Origin of the sequence: Bosea sp. PAMC 26642, assembly GCF_001562255.1 — a bacterium.
GTDB lineage: Bacteria > Pseudomonadota > Alphaproteobacteria > Rhizobiales > Beijerinckiaceae > Allobosea.
The window spans coordinates 4538043-4557784 of sequence record NZ_CP014301.1; the positions used below are offsets into that span (position 1 = coordinate 4538043).

The 19742-nt window shown below is 64.7% G+C and carries 12 protein-coding genes, 1 tRNA gene and 1 pseudogene; 7 read left to right on the forward strand and 7 right to left on the reverse strand.

From position 1 onward, the window contains the following. Window positions 1-83 precede the first annotated feature (83 nt). From AXW83_RS21725 to AXW83_RS21745, 5 genes are all read right to left on the reverse strand, one after another. The gene (locus AXW83_RS21725; protein ID WP_066617207.1) at window positions 84-2192 is read right to left on the reverse strand and encodes an ATP-binding protein; all 2109 of its coding nucleotides are present in this window, start codon (window positions 2190-2192) and stop codon (window positions 84-86) included. A 59-nt stretch (window positions 2193-2251) separates the two neighbouring features. After that, window positions 2252-3790 carry a YifB family Mg chelatase-like AAA ATPase gene (locus AXW83_RS21730; protein WP_066617211.1) on the reverse strand — a complete coding sequence of 513 codons (1539 nt, stop codon included), beginning with the start codon at window positions 3788-3790 and terminating at the stop codon, window positions 2252-2254. Between the two features lie 100 nt (window positions 3791-3890). Next, entirely contained in the window at window positions 3891-4448 is a 558-nt protein-coding gene (locus tag AXW83_RS21735) for a TIGR00645 family protein (RefSeq protein ID WP_066617215.1), read from the reverse strand. Between the two features lie 114 nt (window positions 4449-4562). After that, a complete protein-coding gene (msrA, locus tag AXW83_RS21740; RefSeq protein WP_066621025.1) occupies window positions 4563-5219 on the reverse strand; it encodes a peptide-methionine (S)-S-oxide reductase MsrA in 657 nt (218 codons plus the stop codon). An 85-nt stretch (window positions 5220-5304) separates the two neighbouring features. Continuing rightward, window positions 5305-5625: a hypothetical protein gene (locus tag AXW83_RS21745; RefSeq protein ID WP_066617217.1), complete on the reverse strand. Its 321-nt coding sequence runs from the start codon at window positions 5623-5625 to the stop codon at window positions 5305-5307. A gap of 150 nt (window positions 5626-5775) precedes the next feature. Here AXW83_RS21745 and AXW83_RS21750 point away from each other — a divergent pair. The 3 genes from AXW83_RS21750 (at window position 5776) to AXW83_RS21765 (ending at window position 9675) form a co-directional block, all read left to right on the forward strand. Next, window positions 5776-5865 (forward strand) — tRNA-Ser (locus AXW83_RS21750). Between the two features lie 454 nt (window positions 5866-6319). Beyond that, entirely contained in the window at window positions 6320-7723 is a 1404-nt protein-coding gene (locus AXW83_RS21760) for an HlyD family secretion protein (protein WP_082767316.1), read from the forward strand. Window positions 7724-7779: 56 nt separating this feature from the next. Next, a complete protein-coding gene (locus tag AXW83_RS21765) occupies window positions 7780-9675 on the forward strand; it encodes a glycosyltransferase (protein ID WP_066621036.1) in 1896 nt (631 codons plus the stop codon). A 198-nt stretch (window positions 9676-9873) separates the two neighbouring features. Here AXW83_RS21765 and AXW83_RS21775 read toward each other — a convergent pair whose 3' ends face one another. Beyond that, complete coding sequence (locus AXW83_RS21775) at window positions 9874-10761, reverse strand: adenylate/guanylate cyclase domain-containing protein (RefSeq protein WP_066617223.1); 888 nt, start codon at window positions 10759-10761, stop codon at window positions 9874-9876. A gap of 478 nt (window positions 10762-11239) precedes the next feature. Continuing rightward, entirely contained in the window at window positions 11240-13162 is a 1923-nt protein-coding gene (locus AXW83_RS21780) for a diguanylate cyclase domain-containing protein (protein WP_066617226.1), read from the reverse strand. Window positions 13163-13441: 279 nt separating this feature from the next. Between AXW83_RS21780 and AXW83_RS21790 the strand changes: the two are divergent. The 4 genes and pseudogenes from AXW83_RS21790 (at window position 13442) to AXW83_RS21805 (ending at window position 19736) form a co-directional block, all read left to right on the forward strand. Further along, window positions 13442-14572 (forward strand): annotated as a pseudogene (locus AXW83_RS21790) (IS3 family transposase). Between the two features lie 330 nt (window positions 14573-14902). Continuing rightward, window positions 14903-17017 (forward strand): hydantoinase/oxoprolinase family protein, encoded by a 2115-nt coding sequence (locus tag AXW83_RS21795; RefSeq protein WP_066617229.1) that lies wholly within the window; start codon window positions 14903-14905, stop codon window positions 17015-17017. Window positions 17018-17028: 11 nt separating this feature from the next. Further along, entirely contained in the window at window positions 17029-18651 is a 1623-nt protein-coding gene (locus AXW83_RS21800) for a hydantoinase B/oxoprolinase family protein (protein ID WP_066617232.1), read from the forward strand. Between the two features lie 80 nt (window positions 18652-18731). After that, window positions 18732-19736 (forward strand): TRAP transporter substrate-binding protein, encoded by a 1005-nt coding sequence (locus AXW83_RS21805; RefSeq protein ID WP_082767317.1) that lies wholly within the window; start codon window positions 18732-18734, stop codon window positions 19734-19736. Window positions 19737-19742: the final 6 nt, after the last annotated feature.

Sequence of the window (19742 nt, forward strand, 5' to 3'; positions counted from 1 at the left end):
CCCGATCCAGTGCCATCGACCTCGGCAATGAAAGAAGGCTAGCGCCGCTGATCTGACAGGATCGCGACAATACTACGTCAGAGCTATGACGAAAGCTTAGCCGGCACTGCCTGTGCCGGGCCATGGGCAAGGTGGTCGATCCAGCGCCGCAGAGCATCCCGGTCGAGCGGCTTGGCCAGGCAATCGTTCATCCCGGACGCGAGCGCCGCCCGCTTGTCCTCGCTTGCGACATTGGCCGAAACGGCGAGCAACGGCACCGGCGTCGTGCGGCCCGTGGCTACTTCCAATGCTCGGATGGCGCGTGCGGCGCCGAGCCCGTCGAGTTCCGGCATTCGGATGTCGAGCAGGATGAGGTCGAAAGCCGGGCCTTTTCCGGCGAAGCCGGCTTCGACGAGCGCCACTGCCTCTCGGCCGTCGCGCACCCAGGTCGCCGCGCAGCCGAGACGCTCGAGCGTCCGCGTCGCCAGCAGAGCGTTGATCTCGTTGTCCTCGGCGACCAGCACATTCAGACGCGGCGCGTTTGTCGACAGGGCCGGTGTCGCCTCGATCGCCGGCAGAGCGCCGGTCACGCCGCGCGGCGGGCTCGGCGACAACCGCTCATAAAGCGAGCGCGCCCGCACCGGTTTGACCAGAAACCCCGTGAAGCCGGCTTCGCGTGGCGGGCCGAACTGCCGGCGTTCGAATGGCGACAGCACGACGAGGCATTCGGACACCTGCGCCTCGCGTGCCGCCTGCGCCAGCTCCCTTGCCTGCGTCCCGCCGAGCGCCTGGTCGATCAGCGCCGCATCGAAGCGCTCGCCCGACTTCAACAGGTCGTAGGCTTCGGCCGGATCGGCGGTCAGCAGGGTAGCCCCACCCGCCGCCTCGACGATCTCAGCGATATAGCGTGCGCCGAAGGCAGCCGCCGAGACGATCAGGACGCGCTTGCCGGACCAGTCGGGCAGTGCGGGCGCCTTCGACTCGGGCGCGGCAGTCAAAGGCAGCAGCACGCGGAAGCGCGCACCTTCGCCCAACGTGCTCTCGACATCGACCTCGCCGCCCATGAGTCTGGCAAGCCGGCGCACGATCGCCAGCCCCAGTCCCGTGCCGTCGTGGCGTCGCGCCGCGGAGCTCTCCGCCTGCTCGAACTCCTCGAAGATCGCCTTTAGCCGTGTCTCCGGGATACCCGGCCCGGTGTCGGCGACCGTGATCGCGATTGCCTCGCCGGCCCAGGCGATGCGGATTCCGACGCCGCCCTGCTCGGTGAACTTGATCGCATTGCCGACGAGGTTGAGCAGGATCTGCCGCACCCTGTCGGGATCGCCGAGGAACGCGGTGGGCAGGTCGGGCGCCCAGGAGGTGGCGATCTCGATGCCCTTGGCCTGGGCACGCGGCGCCATCAACTCCGACACCGTCTCGACCAGCTGACCGAGATCGAAGCGCACATGCGCCAGTTCGAGCTTGCCGGCCTCGACCTTGGCAAAATCGAGAATGTCGTCCACGAGGCCGAGCAGCGCTTCGCCCGAGGTCCGCAGGGCCCGCACATAGGTCGCCTGCTCGGGGTCGAGCCGCGTGTCGTTGAGCAGGTCGGCCATGCCGAGAATGCCGTTGAGCGGCGTGCGGAATTCGTGGCTGACGGTGGCGAGGAAGCGCGATTTGGCTTCGCTGGCGCCCTCGGCCCGGGCGCGGGCCTCCACCAACTCCTGTTCGCTGGCGATGCGGGCCGAGATGTCGCGGCCGACGCGCTGCAGCACTGTCTTGCCCAGCGCGACCGGCACCACGGTCTCGACCCAGGAGATCCAGCGCTCGCCGTCGGGCGCGGCGAGGCATTCGTCGAAGACACGGGCCCCGTCGGCCGAGAGATCGGCAGGACGCACCGCGATCTGACGGGGCAGCAGCGTGCTGCCGATAACCGTTTCCGGATCGAGGCCGAGCAGAGCGGCATAGCCGGCATTGGCATAGACGATCCGGCCCTCGTCTCGCCGCACGATCAGATCGCCCTGCGCCTCGATCAGGCTGCGATAGCGCTCCTCGCTGTCGGCCAGCGTCCAGAGCCGATCGTTCAGGCTTTCGAGATTCTGCGTCAGCTCCGTGGCCTGCCGCATGATTGCGGCCCGCCGCCGCAGCAGCGACAATACCGACAGGCAGGCGAGCCCGGCGACCAGCGTCGCCGCGACGGCCCAGGCCAGAGAAGGCGAGACGGGCAGATCCATGGCCTGCCCCTAGCATCGCCGGGTTGAGAAAGCGTTCGCGCGATTGCGGACTCGCCGTCTCAAGCCGCCTGCGCCACCTGATCGACCCGCGAGCGGTAGGACAGCGCCTCCGCCAGATGAATGCGTCCGACGGTTTCCTCTCCGTCAAGATCGGCCAGCGTCCGCGCGACCTTGAGCACGCGGTGATAGGCCCGCGCCGTCAGACGCATCGCGTCGGCGGCATCGCGTAGCAGGGCAAGCCCCGCCTTGTCGGGCCTCGCGATCTCGTCGAGCACATTGGCCGGGCAGGCGGCGTTGGTCGTGACGTGGCCGAGCCCCAGCGCCTCGAAGCGCGCAGTCTGGATGGCGCGTGCCACGGCGACACGGGCCGCGATCTCGGCCGAGCCCTCGCTCGGCGCCGGCAGGATCAGGTCGGACGCCGTGACGGCGGGCACGTCGATGGTGATGTCGATGCGGTCGAGCATCGGGCCGGAGATGCGTGTCTGGTACTGCGCCATGCAGCGCTCGTTCGGCTGGCGGCGGCAGGCGAAGCCGGGCTCGGTGGCGCGCCCGCAACGGCACGGATTCATCGCCGCCACGAGCTGGAAGCGGGCCGGATAGACGGCACGGTGGTTGGCGCGCGAGATCAACACATCGCCGGTCTCCATCGGCTGGCGCAGCGCGTCGAGCGCCTGCGCCTGGAACTCCGGCAGTTCGTCGAGGAAGAGCACGCCGTGATGGGCGAGCGAGACCTCGCCGGGCTTAGCCTGCAGCCCACCGCCGACCAGCGCCGCCATCGAAGCCGAGTGATGCGGGGCACGAAAAGGCCGCCGGTCGGTCAGCGCCCCGTCGGCGAGATGGCCCGCCACCGACAGCACCATCGAGACCTCGAGCAGTTCGCGCGGGGTCAGCGGCGGCAGGATCGAAGGCAGCCGGCTCGCCAGCATCGACTTGCCGGCGCCAGGTGGACCATCCATCAACAGGTTGTGCCCACCGGCCGCGGCGATCTCCAGCACACGCTTGGCGCTCTCCTGGCCCTTGATGTCGGAGAGATCGGGCAACGGACCCGATTGCCGCGCCACCGCAGGCTCCGGTCGCGCCATTACCTGCGTACCCTTGAAATGGTTGGCGAGCTGGATCAGCGAGCGGGGCGCCAGAATATCGATATCGGCCGCGGCCCAGGCCGCTTCCGGACCGGACGCCGCCGGGCAGATCAGGCCTTGGCCCCGGCCATAGGCGGCAATCGCCGCCGGCAAGACGCCCGCCACCGCCGTGATCGAGCCGTCGAGCGCAAGCTCCCCCAGCACCGTGTAGCCCGCTAGTGCATCGGCCGGTATCGCCCCGATCGCCGCCATCACGCCGAGCGCGATCGGCAGGTCGTAGTGGCTGCCTTCCTTCGGCAGATCGGCCGGCGCGAGATTGACGGTAATGCGCTTGGCAGGCAGTGCCAGCCCCGAGGCGATCAGCGCGGCGCGCACCCGCTCCTTGCTCTCGCCAACCGCCTTGTCGGGCAGGCCGACGAGGATGAAATTCACGCCGCCCGGCGTCACCTGCACCTGCACATCGACGGCGCGCGCCTCGATGCCCTCGAACGCTACCGTCGCGACCCGCACCACCATCCGCGCTGCCCCTTGCCCTTGGGTGAGGCTAGCGGAGGTTCAAGCCGCGCGCAAGAACATAAAGAGAACTTGACTTGGGTCGGCGGCCGCGTTTCCGCTCTTAGTGCCCTTTTCCGCTCTCTCCGGAGATGCGGTCGGTCCAGGCCATCAGCAGTCCCGAGCCGACGAAGACGACATGGATGACGACCAGCCACATAAGGTCGCGGTCGCTGGTACCCTTCACGTTCATGAACGCCTTCAGCACCTGGATCGCCGAGATGGCGACGATTGACGAGATCAGTTTCAGCTTGAGCCCGGAAAAGTCGATCCGGGACATCCATTCCGGCCAGTTGCGATGCGCGCTCGGGTCGATCTTCGAGACGAAGTTTTCGTAGCCCGAAAAGATTACGATCACGATCAGAGAGCCGGTGAAGGTCAGGTCGATCAGGGCGAGCACGCCGAGGATGACCTCCGATTCCGTCGCGGTGAACACGTGGCTGATGAAGTGCCAGGCCTCCTGCAGCGCCTTGACCAGGAGCCCGCCAAGCGCGACGACCAGCAGCAGGTAGAACGGCGCGAGTAGCCAGCGGCTGGCGGAAAGGACGCTTTCCAGGGTTCGCTCGGCCGGCCCGGGCGCATGCTCGGGCGCAATCCCGGCCGTATTCTCGTCCTGGTTCATCGTCGCGCCCGCCTCGACCGTGCCTTCGCTCGTTCCTTCGCTTGTGCCATGATGCGAAGAAGCCCCGCAAGACGGGCTGCGGGGCTTCTCCAAAAGCGATCCTACGACTGTAGATCAGGCGGCGACGCCGACGCCGATCTGGCAGGCGACGCCCGTGCCGCCTAGGCCGCAATAGCCGGCCGGGTTCTTGGCCAGATACTGCTGGTGGTAGTCCTCGGCGAAATAAAACGGCGGCGCGTCGAGGATTTCGGTCGTGATCGCCCCATAGCCGCGCTCGGAAAGCGCTTGCTCGTAGTCCGCCTTCGAGCGTTCTGCCGCGGCGCGCTGGGCGTCGTCGAAGACATAGAGGCCGGAGCGATATTGCGTCCCGACATCGTTGCCCTGACGCATACCCTGTGTCGGATCGTGACTTTCCCAGAAGGTCTTCAACAGCGTCTCATAGGAGACCACGGCCGGATCGTAGACCACCAGCACCACCTCGTTATGGCCCGTCTGTCCCGAGCAGACCTCCTCATAGGTCGGATTTGGCGTGAAACCGCAAGTATAGCCCACCGCAGTGATCCAGATGCCGTCCTCCAGCTGCCAGAACTTGCGTTCGGCGCCCCAGAAACAGCCGATGCCGAACACGGCCTTTTGCAGACCCTCCGGATAGGGCCCCTGCAATGGGCGTTTGTTCAGGAAATGCCGTTCGGCGGTGGCAATCGGCTGAGTGCGTCCGGGCAACGCCTCGCCTGGCTGTGGCAGGGCGGTCTTCTTGCGCAGGAAGAACATGATCTGGCTCCCATCTCTGTCGGTATGGAGCATGATATAAGCATCGCGGCGCCGTTCGCACAGACTTCGCGCCGCGCCCGACCCTTCACCGTCGCGTGACGATGCCGATATGCGGCTCGCGCCGCGCGCCGAGCCGCAGGAGCAGGAAGCCGAGCAAAAGCGCCGCCAGCGCGGTCGGCGTCCGGGTCAACGTCAGCAGCACCGGATCCCATAGCGGTAGATAGATCCGCTCGACCGTTGGCTGGATCGCCAGATAACGCTCGCGTAGCAGCGTCAGTAGCGTTTCGCCCAAAGGCGTGACCAGCACCGCTGAATTGGCGATCGACCGCGCGCCGTCGAGCAGCAGCACCACGAACCCTGCCGCGACAAGCAAATAGCCGCAGAGCCGCACGAGAAAACCCAGCATTCCGTCCCTCGAAACCGCAAATCTACAGCGCCGATGTGCCCATTCCGCGCCCGCATTGCAACCGCGGCCGGCGGCCGGAGGGGCTCTTCTCGCGACGGCCTGCAATCCGGGCTTGAAAGAAGCCGGCTCGGCGGTCATAAGCAGCGCGCCGGACAGGTGGCCGAGTGGTTGAAGGCGCACGCCTGGAAAGTGTGTATGCGGGAAACCGTATCGAGGGTTCGAATCCCTCCCTGTCCGCCATCGACTTTGTTTAAGTATATGTTTTTATTTGCATTATGCGCCGTAACAGATTTCCGTCCATTTTGCGCTCCACCAGCTCGCTTCGATGGACCTCATGGCTGGATGGCGCGCGACGAGCTGGCCTGACAGAAATTTATTTGGCGCTGTGCATCCTAAGGCTCTCGTGCGTCCGGGCGAATTGCGCCAATTGCAGACATAAATTGAGCGTCCAAAACCGGACCTCCGTAGCTTGTCGACACAAGCTGCGATCGTGGCACGGTCGAGAGTCAAAATAACCGTCCGTACCGGTAGCCCGTTTCGCTACCGCCGACCATCGGACAACTGAGCGGGATCTTGGAGGATACGATTCACTAAGTTGACGGGATCTCTTGTCAGGTCGAGGGGCCTTCGAGAATCTTACCATTCGGTAAAGCCATTCCGCAGACTGTCCCGATACAGAGGCGGAACATCGACGATGATCAAACGCAATTCAGCAGAGCTGCACTCTGGAAACAGGTCCGAGCTGGATCCTTTGCAGCAGATTGGTCAAAAGCGCGGGCTCGGCCCGGTGTCCGTCGAGGTGCAGGACACGCTCGATGTTCGTAGCCTTCAGCGCAGGCTCGAAGAGCGCGTCGCTCCGGGCGAGCCACAGCCCGAGGGGGATGACGTGGCGCCGGCTCAACGCAGGCAGGCGCCGCGGGGACCAACAATCCGGCGCATCGGCAAGTTCCTCTTGGGGGCGAGTGTGCTAGCGGTGTTCGGGCTGATCCCGTTGCGAACGCTTCTGCAGACGTCCAGCGTGGAGGCGGTCATCAATGCGCGAGTCATGACCTTGCGCGCGCCGATCGCGGGAGAAATCGTCGCCTTGCCGGTGGATCTGGCCGCTTCGGAAGCGGTCCCGGCGGGTAAGATATTGCTAAGCGTCGTCAATCCGCGCGCGGATCGCACCCGCCTCGACGATTTGCGTCGCTCGTTCGGCCAGATGAAGAACCAGCATAAAGCCGTCGAAGCCAAGCTCGCGGCAGCGCGCCTGTCGGAAGCCGATCTTGACCGGCAAGCCGAAAAGTTTCGCCTCGGGCGGATCGAGCAACTCGCGTCTCGCATCGCGGAAACAGAGAGCCTGATCGCGGTTGCCGGTGCTCGACGCGAGGAGGCCGTCGCCGCGCGCGAGCGCTCCGAAACCCTGGCACGTTCCGGCAATGTGACCGCCGCGGAATTCGCGCGTCTGACGCGCGAGGTCACGGCCATGACGGAGACGGAAACCGCCACGCGCCATCGGCTCGCGGCCATTGCCGTCGAGCTTGCGGCGGCGCGCGCCGGGATATTCATTGGCGACAGCTACAATGACCGGCCAAGTTCCGTTCAGCGCGGCGACGAGATGCGCCAGCGTATCGTTGATCTCGGAGCGGACCTTGCCAGCCTCGAAGCCGAGTTGCAGCGCTTGGGCCCGGAGCTGGAAGCCGAGCAGACGCGCCATCAGGCGTTCGCCGACGTCGCCATGACGCTTCCGGTCGCAGGTCGCATCTGGGAGACGATGGTCTCCCCGGGCGAGCAGGTTCGTGTCGGCCAGGATCTCGTCAGGTTGATCGATTGCTCCACGGCGATCGTGACGGCGAACGTGACGGAATCCGTCTACAATCGACTTTCGGTCGGCAGCACAGCGCGTTTCATTCCGGCCGACGGCGGCAAGGAACTCCAGGGCAGGGTCGTCAATCTGACCGGGTTGGCCGGAGCGCCAGCCAATCTCGCGATCGAGCCGGCCGCGCTCAGCAAAGAGTCTTATCGCGTTACAGTTTCGGTGCGGGAACTGGGCTCCCAGTCCTGCGGGGTCGGGCGCACGGGCCGCGTCGTGTTCGGCGAACACGGGCTTGCGCCGTGACGCACGATCTCCTGACGGCGCTGGCTCCCGGCCTCGCCGCCGCCGGCCTTGCGGTAATGGTCACGCCTTGGCTCAGGCATGACCAGACGCCCGCACGAGTGCTGATGGTCGGCATCGCATTGCTGTTGCTGGCGCGTTACTTCGTCTGGCGAGTCACTCAAACGCTGCCGGAAACCGGGTGGTCTATCGACTTCGCGGCCGGGATCATCTTCCTTCTTGCGGAATCGGCTTCGCTGCTCGCGGCGGTCCTGGCCTCGATCTTCCTGTGCCGCACCCGAAATCGCTCGCAGGAGGTTGAGGACAACAAGGCGTGGCTTGCAGGTCTGGAGCCGCCGCTCGTCGATGTGTTGATCTGCACCTACAATGAAGAGGAAGCGATCCTGGAGCGCACCATCATCGGTGCCACCGGGATGAACCATGGCAATTATCGCGTTTGGGTGCTCGACGACGGGCGACGGCCTTGGCTGGAGGATCTCTCGAGACGGCTGGGATGCCGTTACCTGGCGCGGCCCGACAACGCCCATGCCAAGGCCGGCAATATCAACCATGCCCTGACGCATCTGGCCGCGCTGCTCCGCCCGCCGCAGTTCGTCTCCATTCTCGATGCGGATTTCGTGCCGTTGCCGGATTTCCTGTCGCGCGCGCTGTGCCTGTTCCGCGAGTCCTCGGTCGGGTTGGTGCAGACGCCGCAGCACTTCATCAATCCCGATCCGATCCAGACCAATCTCGCGGCCGGCCATGTCTGGCCCGACGAGCAGCGCTTCTTCTTCGACGTGGTGCTGGCATCCAAGGATGCCTGGGGCGCCGCCTTCTGCTGCGGCACCTCGTCGGTTATCCGCTTTGCGCCGTTGCTGGCGGTCGGTGGATTTCCGACTGATTCCGTGACGGAAGACTACCTACTCACCCTGCGGCTGAAGGAGACGGGCTTTACGACCTCCTATCTCAACGAGAAGTTGACGCTCGGCCTCGCTCCGGAGGGGCTGAAGGAATACATCACGCAACGCGGCCGCTGGTGCCTCGGCTTCATGCAGATTACTCGGGGACGCAGCGGCCCATTCTCGCGCTCGTCGAACCTGAGCTTCATCGACCGGCTGTCGCTCGTCGATACGTTCCTGAACTGGACCGCCGTTTACATCGCCAAAGCGCTAGGGCTGTTCGTCCCGATCGGTTACCTGCTTTTCGGGGTCCATGCCGTCCGCGCGGATTTGCTCGATCTGCTCGGGTATTTCCTGCCGTTCTTCCTCTGGCATTCGCTGACGATGAGCTGGATCTCGCGTGGCCGCTCGCTGATCTTCATGACCGACGTATCGCAGTTCATCGCCACACCTGCGATCTTGAAGGCGATCTTCACGGGCCTCCTGCGGCCGCAAGGTCAGAAGTTCAAGGTCACGGCCAAAGGCGGAGACCGGGGGCGGCGCTTCGTCGAATGGCCGCTCGTCAAGATTTATGGCAGCCTCATCGCACTGACGCTGGCCGGGCTCATCTATGCCTTCGCGATCCATGTCCGCGGAGACAGCCTCACCTCGGGCGGGCTCGCCTTCGCCTGGAGCTGGTACAATCTCATCATCCTGACCATTGTGTGCTTCGTCTGCATCGAGCAGCCACGCCGCCGCAAGGCCGAGCGCTTCGAGACTGATGAGGCGATACTCGTCGATATCAACGGTCGCACTCTGATGATGCGCCTCGTCGATATCTCGATCACCGGGGCAAGGCTGAAAGGCGACATACCGGCCCCGCTCGGGACCGTCCTGACCTGCACGATCAGGGGTGGCATTGTAGAGGCCACGATCGTGCGCGACCTCTCTGACAGCTTCGCCATCAAGTTCGACGAGGCCCTCGGCTCTCGCGTCGACATGATCAGAGGCTTTTACGCCGGCAACTACGTCAACGCCTTCGAGCAGGTCCAGGCGTCCGGCGTGACGACGGCCATCGTGCGCCGCCTGTTCGATTGAGACGCGTTCACGCTTCAAGTCATCCGCATGTCAGTGCATGCGTCGCGGTTTCGTCATGGTGACGGTTGCTTTTGGTCAGAGCGATCTGATGTTCTGCGGAACAAGGTCGGTGCGGCCTGCTAGAGCAACGGACTTTTAATCTGTAGGTCTCGGGTTCGAGCCCCGACGCGCTCACCAGCTATTCTCAACGCGCTGGCCTCAGCTTATCGCGTATCGAACCACTTCGGCACCTTCGGCTGCGGGGCGAAGGCTCGGCGAAATGGTTCCGGACCCGAGGAGGAGCACGTCCTCCCTGCGGATGAACGCCTCCCGACTGTGCCCCATCATGATGAACGTGCCGGAACTGCTGCGCTCGGCCAGCCGCACGCGGCCGTCCGCAATCGTGATCGAGGCATGGAGCCGCGAGACCCAGGGGCGGTCGATCAGGAGATCGCAGTCCGGCAGGCGCCCGAGCGTCACGGTCGCCCCCTCGCCGAATTGCCATGTCCGGTCGCGATAGACGAGGGTCATCTCGACCGCGCGCGGGGACGTCTCGATCCGGGTCTTGCGCGGGAGGAGGATGGACGAAATGTCGGTGTGCAGCGAGTGGTCGGGCGTGGGGAGCGTGTAGATGCGGCAGGGCTGCGACTTGCCCTTCAGCGCCATGGCATCGAGGTACCGCAACTGGCTTCTCATCGAACGCGGCAACCGGTCGACGAGATCCTGGCTGATGAGGGCTTCGCCAGGATTGGCCGTCGACGCCAGGCGCGCGGTCAGATTGACCGCGTCGCCGAAGATATCGGCGCGCGCCCGGATGATCGAGCCGAAATGGAGGCCCACCCTGATCGGCAGAACGGTATCGGCTCCCGGCGCGAAGATCGCGAAAACGACGCTGAGCGCGGCAGCCGGATCGACGAAGGCGGCGAGGATGTCGTCGCCCTTGGAATGGACGAACTCTCCGCCGGCTTCGGTGATCAGCCTGCAGATCCGGTCGATGCAGTCGGTGACGAGACCCAGCGCCCGGTCGTTGCCGTGGGATTCGTAGAGCGAGGTGCTGCCGACCACATCCGCGAGCAGAATGGCGAGCTCGGCATCATTTTCAGACATCCGCGTGCATCCTAAGATCAAGCGTGACGGCAGGCATTGCGGAACTGGTATGGTCTCTGGAGATCAATAGCAGGAGACACGCGATCTGGCTTGCGTATGGCCGGCGGATTTGGCGATGCCCCGCAGAAAACTCCGTTTTCCGGTCCGGCCAAGACTTGCGTCGCCGAAAGAACCAATCCTTGCAGGGTCCGTCAACAACGGACGTCTCCTCACCGAGACATTCGACACCGCCGTATACTTCGCCACTTGGCATCCTGCCGTAACGCCCCCTCGCGTTGCACCGTCGAATTCCGCCTCATTGGGGGCTTAGACTAAAGCGGCTCGCCTCGATCATGCCGCTCACGCCTGATCTCATGTCGCGGTTTGGATCGAGTGAGCCTGCGCTGAACGTTGGAAGGCGGCGGCTACTCCGCCAGGCGCAGCGTGGAATCTGACGCGGTGGCGGCCGACTGACGCGGTAAAAACACCTTCGCGTTTTTCAGGCTCTTTTCGCATGTGGCCAGATCGCGACCTTTCCTGACATGACAAGGCGATCACGCCCGCTGCCTTTGGCCGCGTAGAGAGCCCGGTCGGCTGCTCCGACCAACGAGGCGCCATCCGACGCGGAGGCGTCCGTTGGCCAGGCGGTCGCGCCACCGAGGCTCGCAGTAACGACCTTGGAGGCGAGCTTCATCAGGTGCGGGATCGCAAGTCCACGAATTGCCTCGCCCACCCTGAGTCCGACCTGCTCGCAGCCCTCGGCGTCCGTATCTGGCAGCAGGAGGACGAACTCTTCGCCGCCATACCTCGCGGCCAGATCGGCCGGTCGTCGAGCTTCGGACGACAAGACACCCCCCACGGCACGAAGGCACTCGTCGCCGGCCAGATGCCCGTAGCGATCGTTGAATTCCTTGAAATTGTCGATATCGATCATCAACACGGAGAGAGAGGCACCCGCTCGCACTGCTCTCGCCCATTCGTGTTCGAGCCGTTCGTCGAAGCATCGTCGATTGGCAAGTCCGGTCAGACCATCGGATGTTGCCAGCGCCGCCAGTTTATCCTGGAGATCCTTGTGTTCGGTCATGTCGCGCGAGATCGCCACGACCCCGTCGACCATGCCGGTTTCTGTCTTTCTCGTGACGCGTAGCGACGTCTCGATCCAGATTTCGGCCTTCTCCCGATGCCGCGTGCGATAGAGGATCTTGGCTTCCTCGACATCACCTCGCTTCAGCGACGCGACGGCCTGTGCGACCCGGGGCAGGTCCTCCGGGTTGACGCCAGCCAGAGCCGGCGTTCCAACTAGCTGCGATGGATCCCAGCCCAGAACGCGCGCGCAAGACGGCGAAGCGTAGAGAATACGTTCGTCGAAACCGATCCGGGTGACCATGTCGCTCGATTCTTCCGCGAGCAGACGAAAGTCAGCTTCCTTGGCTGCCAATGCCCCGGCCATGCGTTGACGTTCGAAGAGTTGCCGTACCAAAAATATGCCGATGACGCTGATGAGCAAGGTCAAGGCCACGACGAAGACGGTCCGTGCGGCGGCGCCCTGGCGCCAGTTGGCCAGCACATCCTCCTGAGCTTGCGTCGCGAGCAGTACGATTGGATATCTGTCGCTGAACCTGAACGAACTCAATCGCTGGATTCCATCCAGAGGCGACTTGAAGTAATATGCGCTGAACGAGGCACGGGACAAACGGTCTTTGATGAGCGGCGTCGCCGACATGTCTCTACCAACAAAGTTGCTGTCATCGAGACTGCGCGCCAGCAGGATGCCGTCGGCGCTGAGCAGCGTGACGGTGCCGTTGGGTCCGATCTCGAACTGCCGATAAAACTGAGCGAAATACGCAGTGTCGATCGTCGCGAGGACCACGCCCGCGAAAGTTCCATCGGGATGGTTGAAGCGGCGGGAAACCGTGATGATCCATTGGCCCCCGGAACGGCTTTTCACGGGCCGGCCCAGATAGGCATGCTTGTCGTCCAGCATTCGATGACGCTGGAAATAGGCGCGATCGCTATTGTTCAAGCCGGTGAGGCTGACTTTTTCCGTCGTGGCCAGCCAGCGTCCCGTGTCGTCATAGACGAAGAGGCCGCGTATACGCCCTAGCGTCGCCTTGCGCTGCTCCAGAAAGTCCTGGACTCTCGCGAGCGCGGTATGGTCCGTGCCGTTTGTTTCTAGTCTGCTGGCCAAACCCATAAGTGTGGCGTCGGCGAGTTCTATGGTGTCCTCCGCGTGCTGCGTCAGTGAGCGCGCGAGATTTGCCATGTCCACTTCGGCGTTCTTCATATCGACGTCGCGTGACGTCCATTCCCGCCAGCCGCTCAGGGCGAGGATGGCGAGGCATATCAACGTCACGAAAACAGCCGCCCAGAACGGCAGACGCGGCAGGGCGAGAGTTCGATGAGCGATGCGGACCGCCTTCATGGCTGGTTTCCTCCATGAGGAGCCTCGCATCGCCATGTTAATGAATTGAACACTTGCGGATGAAATGGCCATAAGCGGACGCGCAGTGCTTCCGTTAAGGGCCACAGATGTCTGTCGCTTATTCAGATGCATAACCGGCCAGGTGCTCGCATTACACAAGCCCGGCACGCTGAGAATTCTCTCCGTTCTGTCGCCACAGAGCTGGCTCGGAAATCTGGACAGCGGGCGTAGGTGGATTTTCGGCCTGAACGCGGCTGATCGCCGTGAACAGGAGCGGATATGACGAGACGCGTTCGCCGGAACCACAGCCCGGCTTTCAAGGCGAAGGTCGCACTGGCTGCGATCAAAGGCGAGAAGACGCTGGCCGACCTGGCGCAGCAGTTCGACGTCCACCCCAACCAGATCACGCAATGGCGCAGCCAGCTCCTTGACGGGGCGGCCGGCGTTTGGGTCAGAGGCGAAGTCGGAGCCCGCCGTGCCCGCGATCGACGTGAAGACGCTGCATGCGAAGATCGGGGAGCTGGCGCTGGAGAATGATTTTTTGTCCGGCGCGCTCGGCAAGGCCGGCCTTCTGAGCGCAAAGCGATGATCGACCGCGCTGTTCTGCCACTCAACCGGCAGGCGAAGGTGCTCGGGATCAGCCGGCGCAGCGTCTATTACCTGCCCCGCGCGGTTCCTGCCGCCGATCTGGCCTTGATGCGCGCGATCGACGCGCTGCATCTGGAATACCCCTTCGCAGGCAGCCGCATGTTGCAAGGTCTGCTGCTGGCCGAGGGGCATGTCGCCGGGCGTCTTCACGTCGCGACGCTGCTGAAGGGCATGGGGATCGAGGCGCTCTACCGTAGGCCAAACACTTCGAAGCCGGCGCCGGGGCACAAGATCTTCCTCTACCTGCTGCGCAAGCTGCCGGTGACGCGGCCCAATCAGGTCTGGGCGATGGACATCACCTACATCCCCATGGCGCGGGGCTTCGTCTCTGACGGCCGTCGTTGACTGGTTCAGCCGCAAGGTTCTGGCCTGGCGGCCGTCGATCACGATGGACGTCGCCTTCTGCGTCGAGGCCGCCGAGGACGCCATGGCCCGCTTCGGCAAGCCCGAGATCTTCAATACGGACCAGGGCTCGCACTTCACCAGCCGCGAGTTCACCGCCCTGCTGATCGGCGCGGGCATCAAGATCAACATGGACGGCAAGGGCGCCTGGCGCGACAACGTCTTCGTCGAGCGCATCTGGAAATCGGTCAAATACGAGGAGGTCTACCTGCGCGCTTACGCCAGCGTGTCCATGCGCGCGCCTCGATCAGCCGGTATCTCGCCTTCTACAACGGCCGGAGACCTCACCAGAGCCTGGGACGGCAAACACCCGATCAGGCCTACTTCAACGCGCTGCAGCCAATCCCGGTTGCGGCATAACCAGGGCCGAAATCCACTTAACGACAGCCCGCAAACTGTTCAAACAAACCGAGCCAGCTCTCTTCGGCGAGCCGCCGGCATGCGCGGGGTTATAAACGCCCAGGTCTCGGTCAACTGGATCGCCCAAGAGTAAACATCGTGGATATGGGCTACGAGCCGGAAATGCCGTCCCCGCCCCGGACCAAACGCGCCAAGAGCTGACGGTGGCTCATATCCTGAAAGCGGACAGCCAAAAGTCGGCATGAGCGGCATGCGCCTTCTGCATCCCGGCTGCGCTCGTTCTTGCATACTGTTTCGCCCTGCACGCTCGGCGCATCGGAGACGACATTCGTGACGAAACAAGCCCATGTCAGGCTCGCGGTCGATATCGGCGGCACCTTCACCGATGTCGTGCTGGAAACGGAATCCGGCCGGATCACCCGCAAGGTGCTGACGACGCCGACACGGCCCGAAGAAGGCGTGCTAGGCGGCATGCGCCTCATCCTGTCGGATGCGAAGCTGCACATGTCCGACATCGACGTCTTCGTGCACGGCACGACGCTGGCGACGAACGCGATCATCGAGCGGCGCGGCGCGCGAACAGCGCTGATCGCCACCGATGGTTTCCGCGACATCATCGAGATCGGCACGGAGAGCCGCTACGACCAATACGATCTCCAGATCGAGAAGCCGCGCCCGCTCGTCGACCGCGCCTTGCGCTTCACCGTGCCCGAGCGGGTCGACGTGCAGGGCAGGGTCCGCCTGCCGCTCGACGAGGCGGCAGTGGCTGCGCTGGTGCCCAGGCTCCAGGCGGCCGGGGTCGAAAGCGTCGCCATCGCCTTCCTGCATTCCTACGCCAATGCAGACCACGAGCGCCGCACCGGCGCCCTGCTCAAAAACGCGATGCCGGAACTCGGCATTACGCTGTCGAGCGAGGTCTGCCCTGAAGTGCGCGAATACGAGCGGACCTCGACGGCGATCGCCAACGCCTATGTCCAGCCGCTGATGGCGGGCTATCTTGCCCGCATGGCGGACGGGCTCGCGCTTGAGCAGTTTCGTGGCGCGATCTATCTCGTGACGTCCGGCGGCGGCCTGACCTCGATCGAGACCGCGCAGCGCTTTCCCGTGCGCCTGGTCGAATCGGGACCTGCGGGCGGCGCCATCTTCGCGGCGCTGACGGCCGCCCAACTCGGCGAGAGCAAGGTGCTCTCCTTCGACATGGGCGGCACCACCGCCAAAATCTGCCTGATCGAGAAGTTCGAGCCGCAATCCTCCCGCATCTTCGAGGTCGACCGCGCCGCGCGTTTCCTCAAGGGCTCGGGGCTTCCGGTGCGCATTCCGGTAATCGAGATGGTCGAGATCGGCGCCGGCGGCGGCTCGATCGCCCGGATCGATGCACTCAAGCGCATCACGGTTGGCCCCGAAAGCGCCTCGTCGGAACCCGGCCCCGCCTGCTACGGACGCGGCGGCATTCATCCCGCCGTGACCGACGCCGATGTCGTGCTCGGCATGATCGACCCTGCGACCTTTGCCGGCGGCACGATTCCGCTCGATCCCGAACTTTCGAAGAAGGCTCTGCTGGCCGATATCGGCGAACCGCTCGGTCTCGATGCGGAAACCGCTGCCTATGCCGTCCACGAAATGGTCTGCGAAAACATGGCGAGCGCGGCGCGCGTTCATGCGGTCGAGCGCGGGGCGGTCGTCGGCGAGCACACGCTCATCGCCTTCGGAGGCGCCGCGCCTCTGCACGCTGCCCGCGTCGCCGAGAAAATCGGCGTCAACCGCGTCGTCGTTCCGCCCAATGCCGGCGTCGGCTCGGCGGTCGGCTTTCTTGCGGCGCCGGTCTCCTATGAACTGGTGCGCAGCCGCCATGTCCGGCTCGATGCCTTCGACGGTGCGCTGGTCTCCGAGCTTCTCGCGGCGATGGAGCAGGAGGCGCGCGCACTGGTCGAACCCGGCGCACGCGGCGAGCCTGTGATTGCGCGGCGGGTCGCCTTCATGCGGTATGTCGGCCAGGGGCACGAGATCACCGTGACGCTGCCCGAAGGCGCACTCGGCAGCGACGATGTCCCGGCCCTGCGCACCGCCTTCGAGGCGGACTATGCGGCCTTGTTCGCCCGGCCGATCCCCGGAGCCGCGATCGAAATCCTGAGCTGGTCGGTGCTGGCCACGACGCAGCCGCCCAAACCCATCCCGGTGCCGAAGGTGGCGATGTCCGGCGTGCCGGAAGCGTCCGGCAGCCGCAGCTTCCATGACGGCAAAGCCGGCACCACCGCCATGATCCCGCTCTACCGACGCGAGGCGATGACGCCAGGCGCCCGCATCGCCGGCCCCGCCATCATCGCCGAAGACGAGACCTCTACCTTCGTGTCGATGAGCTTCGACGCCCATATCGACGCCATCGGCTGCATCGTGATGGACCGCAAGGTCGCCGCGCCGGGGCTGCCCAAGCTCCTGGCTGCCTGAGGAGATCCGAGATGACCGAGAAACTCAGCCTGATCGATCTCCAGATCATGTGGAACCGCCTGATCGCGGTGGTGGAGGAACAGGGCCAGATCCTGATGCGCACGGCGTTCTCGCCGATCGTGCGCGAATGCGGCGATATCTCGGCAGGCGTCTTCGACCTTCAGGGCCGGATGCTGGCGCAAGGCGTCACCGGCACGCCGGGCCACGTCAATTCGATGGCGGAATCGGTGAAGCACTTCATCCGGCATTTTCCGATCGAGACGATGAAGGAAGGCGACGCCTACATCACCAACGACCCGTGGATGGGCACCGGCCACCTCAACGACTTCGTGGTGACGACGCCCGCCTTCCGGAACGGCAAGCCGGTCGGCCTGTTCTCCTGCACCAGCCATCTGATGGATATCGGCGGCATCGGCTTTGGGCCCGACGCCACAGACGTCTTCATGGAAGGCCTGTATCTGCCGATGCTGAAACTGATCGATGCCGGCAGGGTCGATCAGAACGTGATGGCGATCATCCGCGCCAACACGCGCCAGCCGGTCGACACGGAGGGCGACACCTATTCGCTCGCCGCCTGCAACGACATGGGTGCAAAACGCCTCGTCGAGATGATGGACGAATTCGGCATCGACAGCCTCGACGAACTCGCCGACTACATCTGCGAGCGGTCCTATGAGGCGGTTATGGCCGAGATCGCCAAGCTGCCCAAGGGTACCTGGCGCAATGAAATGGTCGTGGATGGCTATGACGAGCCGGTCACGCTCGCAGCCGAGCTGACCGTGTCCGGGACCGGCATCCATGTCGATTTCACGGGCACCTCGCCCCAGGCCCAGCGCGGGATCAACGTGCCGCACTCCTACACCACCGCCTATACCGTGTTCGGGCTCGGCTGCGTCGTCGCGGCGCAAATCCCAAACAATGCAGGATCGCTCGCGCCGCTGACGGTGTCGGCGCCGCTCGGCTCGATCCTGAACGCGCCCAAGCCGGCGGCCGTCTCCTCGCGCCACGTCATCGGCCAGATGCTGCCCGACGTCGTCTTCGGCTGCCTGCGCCAGGTCATCCCCGAGCGCGTGCCCGCGGAGGGCACCTCCTGCCTGTGGAACCTCAACGTGCGCGGCCGCACGCATGCAGGCGCGCAGGGCAATTACGGCTTCGCCATGGCCGTCACCAGCAATGGCGGCACCGGCGCGCGCTTCGACAAGGACGGGCTATCGGCGACCGCCTATCCCAGCGGCGTGCGCGGCACGCCCGTCGAGATCGCCGAGACGCAGACGCCGCTGATCTTCTGGAAGAAGGAGCTGCGGCCCGACAGCGGCGGCGACGGGCGCACGCGCGGCGGCCACGGCCAGATCATCGAGATCGAGAGCGGCGTCGCCGCCTCCTTCGAAATCCTGGCGGCCTTCGACAGGATCGATCACCCGGCGCGTGGACGAGACGGCGGCAAGGACGGTGCGGCCGGCTATATCGGGTTGAAATCCGGCAAGAAGCTCAAAGGCAAGGGTTTCCAGGAGATTCCCGCGGGCGAGCGGCTGGTCGTCCTGACGCCCGGCGGCGCCGGCATCGGCGATCCCGCCGAGCGCGATCCAGCCCGCATCAGCCGGGAGATTGCCGAAGAACTCGTCACCGCGTCCTGAATACGCGCCGGGCCGCAGCTTGGCCGGCGTCTTGCTTCGTCCTTGCCGAACGACCGGCTTCACCTGAGAGGTTTCAAGACATGGCGGACCATCGCATCGGACGGCGCGCGCTGCTGGCGGCAGTCGGACTCCTCGGTTTGGCCGCCCTGCCGGCTGCGGCTCAGACCAAGCTCGATCTCTCCACGGTCTGGCCGGAAAGCAACTTCCATACGCAAAACGCCATGCGCTACGCCGCAGAGGTCAAGAAGGCGACGAATGGCAGCGTCGAGATCCTGGTCAAGGCCGGCGGGCAGCTCGGCTTCAAGGGGCCCGAGCATCTGCGTGCGGTGCGCGACGGCATCGTGCCGATGGCCGATGTCCTGAACATCCAGCAGGTCGGGGACGAGCCGTTCATGGGCGTCGAGAGCGTGCCCTTCCTCGTCGGCACGCCCGAGGAACTGAAAGTGCTGCACAAATATGTGCGGCCCGAATACGACAAGATCGCCGCGCGCAACAATCAGAAGATCCTCTTCATCGTGCCCTGGCCGACGCAATATCTGCAGCTCAAGGCCAAGGTGACGACGGTTGAAGCCCTCAAGGGCATCAAGATCCGCGTGCCCGACAAGAATGCCGTCGACATGCTCAACGCCGTCGGCATGTCGCCCGTGCTGATCCCCTGGGGCGAGACCGTGCCGGCGCTGGCATCGGGCGTTGTCGCGGGTGTGTCGACCTCGGCGGTGTCGGGCGTCGACGGCAAGTTCTGGGAGTTCCTGAAATACCTTCTGCCGACCAACCATGTCTGGTCGTCGGAGATGGTGACGATCAATCTCGACAGCTGGAACAAGCTCAAGCCCGAGGAGCGCAAGGCGATGGAGGAGATCGCGGTCAAGCTCGAGCCGTCCTTCTGGGCGGAATCGCTGAAGGCCGATACCGACAGCCTGAAGCGCCTGACCGGGGGTGGAATGGAAGTCGTACCCGTTCCCGAGCCGATGATGGCCGATCTCCGGGCGAAGACTGCCCCCCTGCTCGACGCCTTCATCAAGCGTGTTCCCACGGCAGATAAGCCGATCAAGGCCTATCTCGCCGAGATGAAGCGCGGCTCGTGAGCGACG

Coding starts and splice junctions, on each gene's coding strand:
- AXW83_RS21725 (WP_066617207.1), bottom strand. CDS start 2,192: ATGGATCTGCCCGTCTCGCCTTCTCTGGCCTGGGCCGTCGCGGCGACG.
- AXW83_RS21730 (WP_066617211.1), bottom strand. CDS start 3,790: ATGGTGGTGCGGGTCGCGACGGTAGCGTTCGAGGGCATCGAGGCGCGC.
- AXW83_RS21735 (WP_066617215.1), bottom strand. CDS start 4,448: ATGAACCAGGACGAGAATACGGCCGGGATTGCGCCCGAGCATGCGCCC.
- msrA (WP_066621025.1), bottom strand. CDS start 5,219: ATGTTCTTCCTGCGCAAGAAGACCGCCCTGCCACAGCCAGGCGAGGCG.
- AXW83_RS21745 (WP_066617217.1), bottom strand. CDS start 5,625: ATGCTGGGTTTTCTCGTGCGGCTCTGCGGCTATTTGCTTGTCGCGGCA.
- AXW83_RS21760 (WP_082767316.1), top strand. CDS start 6,320: ATGATCAAACGCAATTCAGCAGAGCTGCACTCTGGAAACAGGTCCGAG.
- AXW83_RS21765 (WP_066621036.1), top strand. CDS start 7,780: ATGGTCACGCCTTGGCTCAGGCATGACCAGACGCCCGCACGAGTGCTG.
- AXW83_RS21775 (WP_066617223.1), bottom strand. CDS start 10,761: ATGTCTGAAAATGATGCCGAGCTCGCCATTCTGCTCGCGGATGTGGTC.
- AXW83_RS21780 (WP_066617226.1), bottom strand. CDS start 13,162: ATGAAGGCGGTCCGCATCGCTCATCGAACTCTCGCCCTGCCGCGTCTG.
- AXW83_RS21800 (WP_066617232.1), top strand. CDS start 17,029: ATGACCGAGAAACTCAGCCTGATCGATCTCCAGATCATGTGGAACCGC.
- AXW83_RS21805 (WP_082767317.1), top strand. CDS start 18,732: ATGGCGGACCATCGCATCGGACGGCGCGCGCTGCTGGCGGCAGTCGGA.